Genomic DNA, 17400 nt, shown 5'->3' with positions numbered 1-17400 from the left:
AGAAGGTTCTGCCTGTTATGCCATTTTTTAGAACACAGGAGGAATTTGAATGGCGAGAAGTATGATAACAGGAAAAGAAACGCAGAAAATGCAGGAATATACGCAGGAACGGATTGCTCAGGCAGAGCGTAGAGATATAGAATTTTCAACAGATGTAAAAGAACAGATTTTTGAATATGCGAATCTGATCGGCGAGGAAGAGAAAGTTAGGAATTTGGTAAGAAATCTGGCAGATGCAGTGAGTCAGGCAGATCAAGAAGGTGTAGAGGATTTGCTGGATGACGCAAGAATGGATATTCAAGAACTGCTGGATCCAACCATAGGTAAGCTGGAATTACGTGACTATGGATATACAGCAGAAGATATGGTGCCACTTAGAAAAGAAGCAGCCTTGGATTATCACAGAATGGGTTCTAAGATTTATTGCCTTGGAAGTGATGGCAGTAAAGGTGAATATGCGAGTAAAGAAATGATACAGGCACACGACGGTTTGTTTGGAATGGAATTGCAGATGTGGGAACGGATAAAGGATAACAACCTAGATCATGCAGAAGAAAATTTAGGAGCATTTCAGGAGCCTATGAGTGTCATTGAGCAGGAAGAAGCACTGAAATTATACGATGCAGGAGCAGATATCTATCTGATCACTAATTTTTCATCACCGATGTATGTCACAGAACGTATGGAAATTGAACGAGGACCAGAGCATTATCAGATGTCTATGACAGAACTGGAGCGTTTCCGTAACCTGGAATGGGAAATGCAGAAATATCCACAGATTCAGTCATTGAAAGAAGCAAACCTGTTGTTAGGAACAAGAAGGGTATTTGGTATTTATCAGATCCGGGATGATTCACCGGGCGAAAACTATGCTTTTATGAATATGAGTTTTATTGAAAGTCATGGTATGAAGATAAAAAAAGAAGATTACAAGCTGGTCTATGTTGGTGAATTATCAGGAAATATGTCACTGGATGATATTTTTGAAAGGTTCAACATTGATAGACCGGAAGATTTCCGTGGGCATTCCCTGTCTGTCAGTGATATCGTAGTTCTGAATGACGGGGAAAAAGTAACTGCTCATTTTGTAGACAGTATCAGTTTTGAACAGCTAGATTCTTTCCTGAATCTGGAAGAACAGGTCCTTAGTGAACTGGCATATGAGGTAGGAGAACGTTACTTTGCTATTCAGAGAACAGAAGAAGGATATGATTATTCCTTTTACGATGAAGATTTCCGCTTGATGGATGGTGGCGTTTATGAGAATGATGAAATTTCTATTCAAGAAGCGGCGGAGGAACTTTTGGAAGACGAAGGCTGGACTGGAGAACGCATCCGTGGAGATTATGATCGGTTGATGGAGAAAGTAGAAGAAATGGATGAAGTTGTAATGGCAGAGATTCAGAAAAGCCAGGGCGAATATAAGCCATTGGCAAAGGTGGAGGAACTGGAAGAGGCCAATTATAACATGATTGATAATGTACTCAATAATATGCCGCCTAAGAAAGAAGCTTATCTGGAATATTATGCTGCAGAATGTGATGAAATTCATGATATGGGAGCTTATGAGAAAAGCACAGATGTGAAAGAAATCGCAGCAATCTATGAGAAGTACAGAGAAGATCCGGAAAACGCTTATAAAGGCAGTGGAATGGGGATTATTTATCGTGATCCGGAGGATAGCTTGTTTGATGAAACAGAACTGTTAATTGTAATGGGAACAACGATACACGGCGACTTCTTGGATAATGTGCGGTTTTTAAAAGATCAGCCGGTGGTGCGTGAAGGTTTGGAGAAGATTCATAAAGCATTGCCTGATTATAAATATATCCCGATTCAGGATGTGCGTGAGGCAATGTATCCGAAAAAAATGACAACAGAAGAACTGGCAGCAGCATTGGATGAGATTGCGGAAGACTTCGATCCGTATGACTATCGGGACCATGTAGAGCCAGGGCAGGATACCATACAGGAAGTCATGCTGGATCTGCAAAGTGGAAATGTTGGTTCTTATATTTCCTTTCTGAAGGATGTGATTGAAGAAGACTGTGAGCAGTCCGTGTGGGCAGGTGTTTTGCTGGAACGGCTGAAATCCTACGAACCAGATATATCCAAAGAAACAGAGCCGATGGTGTATGTGAATTACTGTGAAAAGCGAGAGCTGATGGAACCACGCTGTCAGAAGCTCTCAGATTTGGATTCCCGTACTGCACAGAAGGATAAGGAATGGTACGCAGACCGTAATCCGAGGACGGATGAGCCGATGGTAACAGCCCAGATGTTTTTTACTATATATTATGCGGAAAAAGGCGATAAAATGATGCAACATTTCAAAGGGAAAATAGATATTGGAACAGGAAATGGCGGTATTTTAAGTCAGCTGAAACTCCAAAATGAACTGAAACTTACGGATGAAAGCTGGATTGGTTATCTGAAAAACAAGGGAAATGAAGAGTTTCAGAAGTGTATGGAAGATCTGACCGATATGCAGAACCATGTGCTGCCATATTTGCAGAGCTTTTGCAGTCTGGAAGAAAAAAGTGTGCAGGAAAAGCAGGAACGGCAGGTTGCAGAAAAGCAGGACAGCAGAGTAGAAGCGTCAAGAGCAGCGAATGTGACAAAAGGGGATAATGACAAAGCTGTGAAAAAGGTAGTTTCGAGTATGCAAACAGAAAAGAATAAAGCAACTACGAAGGCAAAGAAGCCATCTATTCATGAACGACTGGAAATCAATAAGAGAAAAATCCAAGAAAAGCAGGGAAAAGATGAGCTGGAGAGAGGAGCTGATCGGGATGTAAGAACGGTATAAATTTATAGAAAGGCACTTGGCTCCGTTTTGGACATAGCAAAAGTGCTGACAGTGACGAACGAAGATGTGCTGCCTGCTTATTTGCAGAGAGTATCTGATTTTGAAGACTGCCTACTTGCAACTTGTACGAAGGAGAATCAGTGTGATGCGATTGTGACAAGGAATAAAAAGGATTTTCTTTCCTTTTGGATTACACTGCTTTCTCCGGAAGAACTGCTGAATATTTATTCGTAAAAATATGTTTTTACAATCGGCAGCAGAAGGAAAGTTGAATGATAACTCCGATCCAGCATACTGCAAAATATAAAAATTTTATAACAAAGTGGAAAACCCTGCGTAGGATCAGAAATGTTCTCACAGGGTTTCATGTATCTAATAAAATATAGAAATTTAGCGGATTTCTGCTAGAATAAGAAAAACTGTTAAAAAAATATCGTGCATAGATCAAAAAGACTATATATGGGCGACCTTTTAAAGCCGATTTATATAAAATAGAAGAAAAAAAGGTGGTCGATACCGTGGATATAAAAACAGCGGTCATATATCGGTTAAACGATCTGATTAAGCAGAAAGATATCACAGTGAATGAAGCGGCGGTGCGCTCAGGCGTCCCGCCTTCAACACTGAAAAATATTTTGTATGGACAAAGCAGGAATGCTGGCGTAGTTACAATTAAAAAGATATGCGATGGATTGGATATTACAATACAGGAATTTTTTGAAGATCCCATCTTTGCAGATTTGGAACCGGAGTTATAGGAACAGGCAAATAATCTTAGGATTCAGATTCTGCAAGATGGTTTTTTTATGGGAAAGGGTTAGAAGAAACTAACACTGGAGGATGAATATGTGTAAAATAGCAATTTGCGACGATGATAAAGAATACAGGGAGAAAATAAAGACGGTCATAGAAACGGAAGGGATTCTGTCTTCGAATGAGATACGGTTTTATGAATATGAATCAGGAAAAGAATTATTGGAAGATGCGGATATTTTGCATGATCTGATTTTTATGGATATGCGTATGCCTGGATTGGATGGAAATAAAACAGTACTGAAGCTGAGGGAATATAATGAAGCAGCGATATTGGTGTTCTGCTCCGGCTGTTTTGAACCGACTCCTGACAGCATTAATGTTGGACAACCGTTCCGGTACATCATGAAGGATCTGCATGACAGAAGTCTGAAAAAGGAAATACCTATGATTTTATTAAAAGTGAAATTGTGCTGTGGAGATTCTTCCGTGACAGTTACATCGGCGGGAAGGATAATGCGCATCCATACGGAAGACATTTTATATATCTGTCTGGCGAAAAGGGGCTGTACGATATACATTGCCAGACAGGGAAAGATAGAAGAGATGCATTGCAAGGAATCTTTAAGTGATCTGTATGAGTGTCTGGCCGGAAGGGGATTTGAGTATGCACACAACAGCTATATTGTGAATTTGGCAAAAGTGGAAGGATTGGAAAAGAACGTTGCGTTGCTGCCGTTTGGAATCCAGTTGAATGTTTCGAGGTCGAGAAAAGGACAGTTTGCCGACGCACTGATAACATTTCTTGGGGAAAGGAACGGCATGGTATGATAATAAGAGATTATTTGATTTGTCTTCTTCAGATGTATCTGTTGGAGGACTTGGAAAAGAACATACTCCCATACAGAAGAGAAAGATTCTGGGAAAAATTTCTCGTATATTGTATCGCAGCACTGGCAATGTTCGGAACCAACCGCCTGGAATCCTCAATACTTAATATGGTAATGATTCCGGTAATCTATATGATTGCGTCTATGGTTGTGTTCCGGGGAAATATATGGAAGAAGCTGGTTACGGTATGCTGCTATTATGTGCTGGCAATTATTCCCGAATTTCTCTTTGCGGCACTTACGAATGCATATGGCGTGACTGGTGCGTCCGAGGGCTTCAGGACTGAAACAGAAAAGACATTAGCACTCCTGCTGATGAGTACCATGACATTTCTGTTTATTAAATGCATTAATCAGGTAACAAGGAAAAGGGATTATCTGACGATTGAGAATAAAACTTTTACTGTGCTGCTCATGCTGCCAACCGCTACGATCATTATATTAGGATGTGTGTTTTATTCAAATATTTCTTTTGAAGGAATGAACAGGGTTATGGTTCCGGTAGGAGCTTCGCTTCTGTTAATGACGAATATCTTCATTTTCACAGTATTTGACAGGTTTGTAGAAAAATCAGAAGAAGTGAAGAAGATGGACCGGCTATACCAGAAAAGCAGGGCGGAGATTGCTAATTTACAGTATATGAATAAGGTCAATGAGGATAACAGGGCATTCTTACACGATATAAATAAATTTATTTGTACAGTAGCCGGTTTGATGGAAGAAGGAGAAAATCAAGAGGTTAAGGAGATTATGGAACATTTAGGTGTCCGGATTCAGAGCCTTCAAAAAGGTGTGTATTGCGAACACCCGATCTTGAACAGCATCCTGTGCGAAAGGAAATTCCTTGCGGAATCTAAGAATATTTCCTATAAGATTACCCTGGGTAATGATCTCAGGCTGGACTTTCTGGAAGAACTGGATATGATCTCAATCGTAGGTAATCTTTTGGATAACGCACTGGAAGCGGCAGAAAAGACAAAAGATGGCCGATATGTGGAATGCAGGATGTATATGGGAAATGAGGAACATTTCCTTGTTATGGAATTTTGCAACGGGTATGTTGTTCCACTGTTAAAGGACAAGGACCGGTACATAAGCACCAAAAGAGATGCAGACAGTCACGGGATCGGACTGCATACGGTTGGAAAACTGGTTAAAAAGTATGCTGGAATTATGAGAGTGGAGGTCGGAGAACAGGAGTTCTCTGTTAAGCTGATCTTTACAATAAAATAAAGATGTGCAAAAATCGCCCAAAAAGTTACCGTTTTTGCCACGGTAATTGAAAAAAGGGCGATTTTTGTGTAAACTATCGGAAAAAAATGGAGGCATGTAACTATGAAAAAAACAATCAGAAAAAGCTTGGGTATCAAAGTACTTGGAGTTGTAAACTGTCTTGCACTCTGCCTGACGGCATATACGGCAAATCTGGCGTGCAACTGGCTGTACTATCAGGAAGAAGAGCCGGAAGAAGTTAAGAAAATGAGGAAATTCTAGTGTGGAAAAAAACTACCGGCTGGCTTTTTGAAGTGCAAAACAGGAACGGGATTCTTGAAGAGAAAGACCGCAGGCTGTATGAATATGCTTACGGCGTACTGCTGGGCAGGGTGGCGATATACCTTATCATTGTCATACTTGGCATTGTAACGGGGAATTGGCTGGAGATGCTAGTCTTTTTATTGCCCTTTACTGTTCTAAGGCAGTATGCCGGAGGGATTCATTTAGAAAAAGCAGGGAGCTGCATGGTTGTTTCCAGTATCCTTGTCCTTCTGTGCGGTCAGTATCTGGCGTCTGGTTCGGCTGTGATGTGGCAAATACGGATCATATGGCTTGCTGCAGTTGGAGTCATATTTGTTATGGCACCGGTGGATGCCAGCAGTAAGAAACTGGATGAGAAAGAAAAGAAAGTTTATGGTATGCGCGCGAGGGCAATTTTAATTATTGAATGCGCGATAGCAGGTGTTTTTTCTGTAACCGGATATTTCCTGGTCGTAAACGGGATTATGGTAGCGCATATTGTTTTGGCGTCCGGTTTAATATTGGGATGGATCAAAAATTTTTTTTGACAAAGAGTTAGAGTTAACTAATCCTGGATAGGAATAAGAAATGCTTGGGAAAAGCATATCACAAAATGATAATAAACAGAATAAAAAAGAACATGATGCAAGAGGAACATAAAAGTGAATTTGAAGTTGATAAAAAATACAGAAAATATTAACAAAGAGAAAATAACTTTGTTTTGTCTGCCGTTTGCGGGGGGCGGCGCTTCTGCTTATAACCAGTGGGCGAAAAAGATGCAGGGAAAAGTAACGGTATGTCTGGTTCAGCTTCCGGGAAGGGAAGAACGGATCATGGAGAAGCCGTATATAGATATGCCGGTTATGTTAGATGATCTGGAAGAGGCAGTAAGAGAGGTTGTGGATGGACCGTATGCCTTATGGGGGCACAGTATGGGCGGTAAGATTGCCTATGAGCTGGAAAAGAGATTGGAAGCGGTCGGATATACAGCGAGCTGTCTGTTTATTTCCGGTAGCCGGATTCCCAGTATTCCGGAGCCGAAGCCGATCTATCATCTTCCGGATGAAGAGTTTAAGAGGGAACTGGGAAGATTTGAGGGGACGCCAAAAGAGATACTGGAGAATCAGGAATTATTGGATTTCTTTCTGCCTATGCTACGGGCAGATTTTACCATGGATGAAACATATTATGACAAGACGGGAATAGTACTGCATGCGCCTATCGCTGCATTTGGCGGAGAAAAGGATGGCGAAGCGGATGAGAGCGCAATCTGCGAATGGGGAAAGTATACGGATAATGATTTTAGCTACCGGATATTTCCGGGAGGACATTTTTATTTGCGGGATTACGAAGACGAAGTAATAAGTGAAGTTATAAGGCGCCTGCCGGGAATAAAAGATGGAGATTAAACGGTATGGAGCGAAGGAATTTCTGGCGGCAGGCAAACTTTGTATCCGTGAAAATGAGATACATATATGGTGCATCTGCTGGCCGGAAATGACAGATTTCTGGGTGAACCATGAATATATCCTGAGTGAGCAGGAATCGGAGCAGGTCGGAAGATTCCGCTTTTCGGAAGACAGGATGCGTTATATAGCCGGGAAGGTTGTCGTGCGGCTTCTCTTGAAAAGATATTTAGATGTGGAAACGATTGATTTTTCTGTCAGTGAACGGGGCAAGCCTTATCATAAAAAGATTGCAGGAAAGCAGACCGTAGATTTTAATATTTCGCATTCGGGAGAATTCATACTGGCGGGATTCGCTGTTGGAATGGACATCGGAGTGGATGTGCAGGAAATGGCGGGATGTCCGGATTACTGGGAGATAGCCGGGAATTTTTATACGGAAGAAGAAGCGGAAGATGTAATAAAGGAAGGATCGACTTTGTTTTTCCAGTACTGGGCGGCCAAAGAAGCGTATGTAAAAGCGCTCGGTATTGGATTAGGAAGAGGAATGGATTTCTTCTCTGTCAGAAACGGGGAAATTATAGAAAAAGGCAGGAATGATCAGGGCTGGTTCCTGTATCCGGTCAGGATCAAAGGATATGCTGCGTATGTGGCGGTGCATAAGAAAGGAGATGAATCAAATGGGTTATAAGAAAGATATGAGCAAATATGAGTATCTGGAAGGTTGGGAGAGATGTAGTTTTGGAGAACAGCTTGATAAGTGGGCGGAAAAATATGGAGAAAGAACTGCGGTCACGGACAGCGAAGACGAGATCAGTTATATGGAATTAAAGCAAAAAGCAGATTGTCTTGCGGCAGCTTTTCTGCGTAAAGGGATTTTAAAGGGAGACAAAGTGCTTGTACAGCTTCCGAACAGGATTTCTTTTGTGGTCGTGTTTTTTGCGCTTTCCAAGATCGGGGCGGTGCCGATCTTGATGCTGCCGGCCCACAGGGAGGCGGAACTGGAAGGAATTATTGAACTGGCAAAGCCGGCCGCTTATATTGTGGCGGAGAAATATTTGGGATTTTCATATGTGCCGATGGCAAATGCGATGAAAAAGAAATATTCATATATCCGGCATATATTTGTAGATAGCGAATCCGGGGATATCAGTGGAATGATTGCGGAAACGTGTGGAGAAAATAGAGCATTTCCGGCTGTGGATGGGTATGAAACGGCGGTTCTTTTGCTGTCCGGCGGGACGACAGGGGTTCCGAAACTGATTCCGCGCACCCATACGGATTATATGTATAATGCCCGTATGTCCGCGAAAAGATGCCGCCTGGATAGCAGCGACGTTTATCTGACGTCTCTTCCGGTAGCCCATAATTTTCCGTTATGCTGCCCGGGGCTTTTAGGTACGCTGGATGTGGGAGGAAAAGTTGTGCTTGCGTCTGCGACCAGCCCGGACGATATTCTTGACGCAATTACAGAGGAAGGCGTTACGATTACCGCATTGGTTCCTGCTATGGTTACTGTGTGCATGGAAATGTTGGAATGGGATGAAGATTATGACATATCCAGCCTGCGAATTTTGCAGGTGGGCGGCGCAATGCTGGAAGATTCCCTTGCAGATAAGATCATTGAAGAATGGCCTTGCAAACTGATGCAGGTATTTGGTACGGCGGAGGGGCTGCTGTCCTTTACCAGTCCGGAAGATGAAGATTCCCTGATCGTAAGATGCCAGGGAACTCCGGTGTCTCCTGCGGATGAAGTGAAGATTGTGGATGAAGAGGATAAGACCGTACCGGAAGGAGTTTTTGGGGAATTATTATCCAGAGGCCCGTATACGATTGATGGTTATTATATGGCGGAGGAAGCGAATAAAAAGAGCTTTACGCCGGACGGATTTTATCGGACGGGCGATAAGGCTATGTGGACGAAAGACGGAAGACTGCGTTTGGGTGGGAGGATCAAAGAGCAGATTAACCGCGCCGGAGAAAAGATCATGCCTTCAGAGATTGAAGCTTACCTTTGCAGGCATCTGGAGATCAAAGAGGCAGCCGTTGTCGGCGTTCCGGATGAAACCCTTGGAAATCGGATATGCGCATTCCTTGTAACCGATGATGAAGCCGGGATCGATTTACAGGAAATCCACAGGTTTCTACGGGAAATAGGCGTTGCGGCGTATAAAATGCCAGATCAGGTAGAACGGGTTGAAACATGGCCGCTGACCAGCGTAGGGAAAATAGATAAGAAAGCATTAGAACGGATGGCTCAGGAAAAGTAGAAGGAGACAGTAGCATGGAATATATAGAGATAAAGGAACAGATCAAACAAAAACTGCCGGTAGCCAGAGATTTTGGAGATTCCGAAAATCTGTTGGAGCTTGGGCTTTCATCCCTGACGATCATGCGTCTGGTAAACCAGTGGAGAAAACAGGGGGTTAAGGTTTCTTTCGGTTCATTGATGGAAAATCCCACCTTTGAAGGCTGGTGGGCGTTAATCCAGAGCAGCATGAAGAAAAAAGCGGGCAAAAAACGGGCGCAAGAATCTAAGATAACGCCGGAAAAGGATATGAAACAGCCGTTTCCTTTAACAGACGTACAGTATGCATATTGGGTTGGCAGGGATGAAGAACAGTATCTTGGAGGGATAGACTGTCACGCATATTTGGAGTTTGATGGGGAAAACATAGAACCGGAGCGTCTGGAAAAAGCATGGAATGTACTGCAGTATCATCATCCTATGCTGCGCGCCTGCTTTTTGGATGATGGAACACAGAAAATCCTGGATAAGCCGTATTGTGAAAAAATAAAGGTTCATGATTTTTCCCGGATGTCATCTGAGGAAGCAGAGGCAATGGCAGTATCTGTCAGAGAACGTTTATCCCATCGGAAGTTAAAGATTGAGGAAGGCGAAGTAGCAGGAATAGAGCTTACGCTTTTTCCTGAAAATAAGGCACGCCTTCATGTGGACATGGCGCTTCTGGTTGCTGATGTACAGAGTCTGCAGATATTATTGAGGGATTTGGCATCTGCTTACCGAGGGGAAAACCTGCCGAAAGAATCAAAAGGGTGGAATTTTGCTTCCTATCTGGAACGGCAGAAACAGGAAGAAGAGGAGGAACGGAAAAACGCAGAAAAATACTGGAAGAATCGTTTAGAGCATTTGCCAAAAGGCCCTGACCTTCCATTGGCAAAACGTCCGCAAGAAGTGGAAAAAACGGTGTTCAACCGCAGGATTGTGAGAATCGAAAAGGAAGAATGGGATCATTTGCAAATGCGGGCAAAAAAATACCAGACAACTCCGGCAATGGTTCTTCTTACTGTATATGCGGTGGTTCTGGAACGATGGAGCAGGAATCATTGTTTCCTTATTAACATTCCGTTTTTTAACCGGAAAACAGAGCAGCAGGGGTTAGAGGAAGTAATAGCAGATTTTACTACTCTGTTATTGCTGGAGATTAACTGCGAAGAAAATCCGACTTTTGCGGAATTGTTGGACAGGATTCAGAAGCAGCTTCATGAGGATATGAAGTATACGGCATATTCCGGCGTGCAAGTCCAGAGAGATCTTGCACAGATGTATGGAGACGCATCGGCAGTGGCGCCGGTTGTTTTTGCCTGCAATCTGGGAACGCCGTTGGTAAATGATACGTTCCGGAAAGAACTGGGGCAGTTTTCCTATATGATTTCCCAAACGCCGCAGGTGTGGAATGACTTCCAGAGTTATGAAGATGAAAATGGCGTACAGCTTACATGGGACAGCGTGGATAAGTTATTCCCGGAGAATATGATCCCGGATATGCTGGAGTGTTTTGAGAATCTTCTGCATGAATTGGGAAAGAAGGACTGGAATCAGCGATTTGATGTGCTTCCTGAAAAAAGAAAAAGAGAAATTGAAGATACAGCGCGTACAGGAGTGCCGGAGCGTGTGGAATGCCTGCATTGGGCTGTTATGAACCATGCGGAAGTTTGCCCGGAAGATATTGCGCTTATTGATGCGGGAAGCGGAAGATCGGTTTCCTATGGGGAATTAAAAGCACGGGCGACAGCAGTGGCGGCAGGGATTTCAGAAAAGGATATTAAGGGAGTCCCGGTTGCACTTACCCTGCCGCGCGGGATAGAACAGATCGAGGCGGCACTAGGAATTTTGCTTTCCGGAAATTCATACCTTCCGGTCAGCTTAAGCCAGCCTAAAGATCGGAGAGCGTTAATCCATGAGAAGACGGGAGTCCGCTATGTGGTCACGAATCGGGAATTATCCGAAAAACTGGACTGGCCGGAAGGTACGGAAATCCTTGTGATGGAAGGTATGGAAGAGGGACAGGAAAATGTGAGACTGCCAGAGGTGTCGCCGAAGGACAGCGCCTATATCATCATGACGTCAGGCTCTACAGGTGTTCCGAAGGGTGTAGAGATTGCGCATGAAAGCGCATGGAATACGGTTCAGGATATTAATGAAAAGTACCATGTGACAAGTGCAGATCGGGCGCTGGCTGTATCAGCTATGGATTTTGACCTGTCGGTATATGATGTTTTTGGAATTTTAGGCGCAGGAGGAACATTGGTATTGCTTCCAGAGCAGGAGAGAAGGAATGCGGATTACTGGCTGGAACAAGTGTTGAAATATCAGATTACCGTTTGGAATTCAGTGCCGGTGCTTCTGGATATGCTTTTGATACGGGCGGAATCCATGAAACAGAAACTGCCGATCAGGGCGGTTATGCTTTCCGGAGATTGGATTGGGATGGATCTCCCGCAGAGGGTTGCGGCATGGACAGAGGATTGCCAGTTTGTCGCTATGGGAGGAGCTACAGAGGCAAGTATCTGGTCCAATTATCAGAATGTTACCCTGCCGATGCCGAAAAACTGGAAATCTATTCCTTATGGAAAGCCACTCAGATATCAGGCATATCGTGTTGTGGATGAGTATGGAAGGGATTGCCCTTACTGGGCAGAAGGCGAACTCTGGATTGGCGGTTTTGGTGTAGCAAAAGGATATAGGGGAGATTCTGCGCTTACGGGGCAGAAATTTATCACAGATCAGTATGGAAGATGGTATCGGACCGGCGATCTCGGAAGAATCTGGGATGATGAGACAATTGAATTTTTGGGAAGAAAAGACCATCAGGTAAAGATTCGCGGACACAGGATTGAATTGGGAGAAATTGAACATGTGATTCAGGAGTTTCCGGGTGTGGCTCATGCAGTTGTTGATACAGTTAGTGATGGTCATGGCAATAAAACGCTGGCTGCTTATATCGGAGCGCCGATACAGGAAGATTCTAAAGTTACAACGTATTTGTACGGCACAGATATCTTTGGCGGGGGCTGGAAAGAACTGAAGGATGATGTCAGCAATTGGCAGATGCAGCAGGAACGGAAGACAGCATACAAAAATTTCCTTGCCTATGCAGACCAGAGATGTGTACAGCTTATGCTGGAGACACTCATAGAGTTAGGCATTTTTGTATCAGAGAAGGAAGTTCTTTCGCAGAAGGAAATTTTTGAAAAAGGGAGCATTACGGAAACACAGAAGAATACTGTGGCAAGATGGTTGGAAATTTTAAAGAAGGAAGGAATCCTGAGAGAAGAGGACGGCAGACTATCGCGTACCGGGAAGGAAGTGGCTGTACCGGAAAAAGCTGGAGATACGGAAACGTATTTTAATAAACTGAAGCCGCATCTGAAGCATATGGTTACTGGGAATGAAGTTCCGCTGGACGTATTCTACCAGAAAGAGCCGGCTTTGGCTCCGAATATGCTGCTTCGGAGGATTCCGGGCTGCGAGGAAACAGTGGAAAGACTGGTGCAGGGATTAAGGCTTCTGGCAGAAGAACGCAGAAAAGAGCCACTCCAGATTATAGAAATTGGTACAAGGGACACTGCAATTACAAGACAGTTTTTGAATGCACTGGAAGATGTAAGCGTGGCTTATACTTATGCGGATTCTTCAAAATATTTTCTGCAGGAAGCAGAGAAAGAACTTGCGGGATATGAGAGAGTCGAGTTTGAGATGCTGAATCTGGAAGAAGGCATGGATAAGCAGCAGATGTCCTTGCATAGTTATGACGTTGTGATATCGGTAAATGCTTTACATAGAAATATTGATGCTGCGGATGCGGTAAAGAAAGTAGCGGAATTACTGAAGCCAAACGGAATATTGCTGATGACTGACCTTGTGGTAAGGACATACCTTCAGGAACTTACAGCGGCTTTTTTGGAAAATGGTTTTGCGGATATTCGGGACAAGAGAAAAGAAGCAGGGCTGGTTACCCCGGATTGCCTGCTGTGGAGAGAATGTTTATCAGAGGCAGGATTGGGCGAAGACTGTGCTGTGACAGAGAGATATGGAAGATGTATATGCTGCAGCAGACAGCAGGCGTCTGTCCTGTCCTATCATAATGGAGCACTAAGGGAATATCTGTCAGAAAAACTGCCGGAGTATATGCTTCCACAGAATTATCATTTCATGGAGCAGCTCCCAACATTGTCCAATGGGAAGATTAACAGGAAGCAATTGCGGGAAGATTTTAAAGAAGAAACTGCGGTTATCCGATTTTCAAAGGCAACGACAGAAACAGAAGAAAAGCTTTTAGATATCTGGAAACAATTATTTGGATATGAAAATATCGGAATTGAAGATAATTATTTTAGCCTTGGGGGAGACTCGCTGATTGCCACAAGGTTGATCTCGGAAGTACAGAAAACCTTCGGCTGCAAAATAACGATCAGCACGATTTTTGAAAATCTGACCGTAAAATCTCTGGCAAAAGCTATTGAACAGTCCGAACAGAAAGAAGAAGATACACTGCAGATCAAACCGAATCTGGAGGAAGCATATCATCCGTTCCCATTAACCGATGTGCAGTATGCTTACTGGCTTGGCAGAAGCGGATTGTATGAATTGGGGAATGTTGCAACGCACTGTTATTTTGAACTGGATGCAGACGGCCTTGATACTGAGTGCGCAGAGACGGCATGGAATCTGTTGATACAGAGGCATGGGATGATGCGTGTTATTATCCAGCCGGATGGTATGCAGCGCATACTGGAGAATACTCCCCAGTATCATATTGACGTGACGGATATCCGACAATTGGAAGTGACAGAAAAAGAAAAGGCATTGGATGAAAAACGGGCAGAGATGTCTCATCAGGTAATTCAGACAGATGAATGGCCTCTGTTTGATGTGCGAATCACTAAAATAGAGGACCAGAAGCATAGAATCCATATCAGTTTTGACAATATTATCTTTGATGGCTGGAGTATGTTCCATCTCTTAAATGAGTGGGCAGAAGTATATCGAAATGGAAAAGCGGAAATGCCGATTACTTTGTCTTTCCGGGATTACGTGCTGGGACTGGAGCAGATAAAGTCTACCTCTGCTTATGAGAAAGATAAAAAATATTGGGAAGACCGGGTGGAGACTTTTGCGGACGCACCGGATCTGCCGCTTGCAAAGAACGAAAGCCAGATTACAGAGCAGCGTTTCTGTCGCCGGAGCGCAAAACTGTCACAGAAAGAATGGCAGTCTGTAAAAGACGCGGCGGGAAGACTGGAGGTAACGCCTTCTGTTCTTTTGATGAGTGCTTATGCGGAGACTCTCCGCTTGTGGAGCAGTAATAAGGATTTTACACTTAATCTGACGCAGTTTGACCGGAAACAATTGCATCCGGAAGTGAACAATCTGGTTGGAGATTTTACAACACTGACATTGCTGGAGATAAAGAATGCAGGGAATAATTTTGCGGAAAGGACAAAGGCAATTCAGAAGCAGCTTACAGAAGATCTGGAGCATACAGCTTATGGCGCGGTTGAACTGGAGCGCGAATTAAAGAAAAAGACTGGAAATATGCGGGGCGCTATTATGCCGGTAGTGTTTACCAGTGGCCTTGGCGTGGAGCAGTGGAATGAAGGAAAGTGGCTTGGAAAACTGAACTATAACATTTCACAGACGCCGCAGGTGTGGCTGGATCATCAGGTGGTTGAAATGGATGGCTGTTTATGCCTGTTTTGGGATTCCGTGGACGAATTATTTTATCCGGGAATGCTGGATGAGATGTTCCGGGCATATACCGGCCTGCTTCATACGCTAGCAGTTCATCCGGAGATCATGCAGGAAAAAACGGCAAGTCTGGTAACAGCGGAAATTTCAGAAAAACGGCGTCAGGCGAATGAAACGGCAGCTGAATTTGAAGAGAAAACGTTGGATGGATTATTCTTGGAGGCGGCAGACAAATTTCCGGATAAGGAGGCGCTGGTAACGTGCAGCAGGCGGATGACTTATCGGGAGATAAAAGAAGAGGCGTTTTACATTTCCGGGCAGTTGAAGAGCATGGGAATAAAAAAAGAAGAGACGGTAGCTGTATTTATGGAAAAAGGGTGGGAGCAGGTAGTTGCTGTTTATGGAATCCTGTTTGCCGGAGCCGCATATCTTCCGATAGATATCCATAATCCGAGAGAACGAGTTGAAAAGATTCTCCGTGACAGTGGAACAAGAATCATTCTTGTGCAGAATCAGGCGTATGATCAGGATACCGAATGGCTGCACGAGTGGGATTGTATTTCTGTGTCTGGATTAAAAACCGATTCTGAATACAAAGCACAGGAGAATAAGGCGGGAGACCTTGCGTATGTAATCTATACGTCGGGAACAACCGGGATGCCGAAAGGAGTAATGATTACTCACCATAATGCAGTGAATACAATACTGGATATCAATGCACGCTATCAGATTACAGAACAGGATACGGCGTTTGGAATCTCCAATCTTCATTTTGACCTGTCTGTTTATGATGTTTTTGGCGTTTTAGGCGCAGGTGGGAAATTGGTTCTTCCGGATCCGGAATATGGAAAAGATCCAGCGCATTGGATTCACTGGTTGAATCATGAGAATATTACCGTATGGAACAGCGTGCCAGCTTTTGTAGAAATGCTGGCAGAATATGAGGAATATCAAAGGCAGGTAACTTCACAATCGCTGCGGTTGATAATGATGAGTGGCGACTGGGTTCCTGTTTCACTTCCGGGGAGAATTCGTAATCTGTTCCAGAATGTTGAGATTGTTGCTCTTGGAGGAGCAACAGAAGGCAGTATCTGGTCTAATCATTTCGAGATTCCAGAGGTTGTGCCGGAAGATTGGAAGAGTATTCCGTATGGAAAACCACTTGCAAACCAGAAGTATTATATTCTGGATCAGAATATGGAAGATTGTCCGGACTGGGTACCAGGGACGCTTTATATTGCCGGAGACGGTGTTGCACAGGGATATTTAAACGATAAAGAAAAAACAGAGGAAAAATTTGTTGTTTTAGATAGAAATGGAGAACGACTGTATTGTACCGGGGATATGGGACGGTACTGGAATGACGGTAATATTGAATTCCTTGGAAGACTGGATAATCAGGTGAAAATCAATGGGTACAGGGTAGAGTTGGGCGAAATTGAAGCTGCTGTATCCGATATTTTCCCAGAAAATAGGTCTGTGGTAATTCCTATTAAAAGGAACAATGGAATTGTAATAATTGGAATAGTAGAAGGAAAACTTTATTACGATGAAAAAATAATTAAGAAAAAATTAGAATCGACAATTCCTAAATATGAGATACCAAAGCGGATTTTTAATATAAATGAGTTTCCACTTACAGATAATGGCAAGATAAATAGAAAAAAATTGGCAGAAGAGTATCAATACGAGGAAGAAAATAATAAGGAAAAAACAGAAATAACAACTCCTTTGGAAAGGGGACTTTTAGACGAGTATGAAAATATCCTGAGGATTCGCGTAAGTGTTGATAAAGAATTTTTCTCTATTGGAGGAGATTCATTAAATGCATTGAAACTAATAAGGAAGATAAATGAAAAATATAATATTGTAATAACGATAAAAGATTTGTATGAAAATGCGAGTGTAAGAAAATTGGCAAAGAGAATTATAGAAAAGACGGAGGACTATAATGAAGGAATATTATAAAAGATAATTGCAAAATAATTTGGAAATCGGAAGGGTAGATAAAATTTATTGTGTTTGAAAATTATT

Annotated in this window: 11 protein-coding genes; all 11 read left to right on the top strand. The window is 43.1% G+C overall.

Annotated features, from left to right (window positions below):
* Window positions 1-49 precede the first annotated feature (49 nt).
* Complete coding sequence (locus MCJ35_RS15880; protein WP_024720775.1) at window positions 50-2809, top strand: YodL domain-containing protein; 2760 nt, start codon at window positions 50-52, stop codon at window positions 2807-2809.
* Between the two features lie 27 nt (window positions 2810-2836).
* Entirely contained in the window at window positions 2837-3043 is a 207-nt protein-coding gene (locus tag MCJ35_RS32130; RefSeq protein WP_024728263.1) for a PIN domain-containing protein, read from the top strand.
* A 284-nt stretch (window positions 3044-3327) separates the two neighbouring features.
* Window positions 3328-3567 carry a helix-turn-helix domain-containing protein gene (locus MCJ35_RS15875; protein ID WP_008688092.1) on the top strand — a complete coding sequence of 80 codons (240 nt, stop codon included), beginning with the start codon at window positions 3328-3330 and terminating at the stop codon, window positions 3565-3567.
* A gap of 88 nt (window positions 3568-3655) precedes the next feature.
* Window positions 3656-4393 (top strand): LytR/AlgR family response regulator transcription factor, encoded by a 738-nt coding sequence (locus MCJ35_RS15870; RefSeq protein ID WP_008688094.1) that lies wholly within the window; start codon window positions 3656-3658, stop codon window positions 4391-4393.
* Window positions 4390-5685 (top strand): sensor histidine kinase, encoded by a 1296-nt coding sequence (locus tag MCJ35_RS15865; protein ID WP_024728262.1) that lies wholly within the window; start codon window positions 4390-4392, stop codon window positions 5683-5685. The genes MCJ35_RS15870 and MCJ35_RS15865 overlap by 4 nt, the downstream gene beginning before the upstream one ends.
* Before the next feature lie 102 nt (window positions 5686-5787).
* Window positions 5788-5946, top strand: coding sequence for a cyclic lactone autoinducer peptide (locus MCJ35_RS15860; RefSeq protein WP_015528432.1), 159 nt, complete (start codon window positions 5788-5790; stop codon window positions 5944-5946).
* The gene (locus tag MCJ35_RS15855; RefSeq protein ID WP_199484343.1) at window positions 5946-6515 is read left to right on the top strand and encodes an accessory gene regulator B family protein; all 570 of its coding nucleotides are present in this window, start codon (window positions 5946-5948) and stop codon (window positions 6513-6515) included. Before MCJ35_RS15860 ends, MCJ35_RS15855 begins: the two co-directional genes overlap by 1 nt.
* A gap of 114 nt (window positions 6516-6629) precedes the next feature.
* Complete coding sequence (locus MCJ35_RS15850; protein WP_024720773.1) at window positions 6630-7376, top strand: thioesterase II family protein; 747 nt, start codon at window positions 6630-6632, stop codon at window positions 7374-7376.
* On the top strand, window positions 7366-8064 hold the full coding sequence (locus MCJ35_RS15845) for a 4'-phosphopantetheinyl transferase family protein (protein WP_024720772.1): 699 nt from the start codon (window positions 7366-7368) through the stop codon (window positions 8062-8064). Before MCJ35_RS15850 ends, MCJ35_RS15845 begins: the two co-directional genes overlap by 11 nt.
* Window positions 8054-9643 carry a (2,3-dihydroxybenzoyl)adenylate synthase gene (locus tag MCJ35_RS15840; RefSeq protein ID WP_024720771.1) on the top strand — a complete coding sequence of 530 codons (1590 nt, stop codon included), beginning with the start codon at window positions 8054-8056 and terminating at the stop codon, window positions 9641-9643. Before MCJ35_RS15845 ends, MCJ35_RS15840 begins: the two co-directional genes overlap by 11 nt.
* A gap of 14 nt (window positions 9644-9657) precedes the next feature.
* Entirely contained in the window at window positions 9658-17334 is a 7677-nt protein-coding gene (locus tag MCJ35_RS15835; protein ID WP_024720770.1) for a non-ribosomal peptide synthetase, read from the top strand.
* Window positions 17335-17400 lie beyond the last annotated feature (66 nt).

The sequence above is a fragment of the Enterocloster sp. OA13 genome, from assembly GCF_022440595.1.
GTDB lineage: Bacteria > Bacillota > Clostridia > Lachnospirales > Lachnospiraceae > Enterocloster > Enterocloster hominis.
Note: the sequence above shows the minus strand (reverse complement) of the source record. Positions and strands in the feature narration are given on the sequence as shown.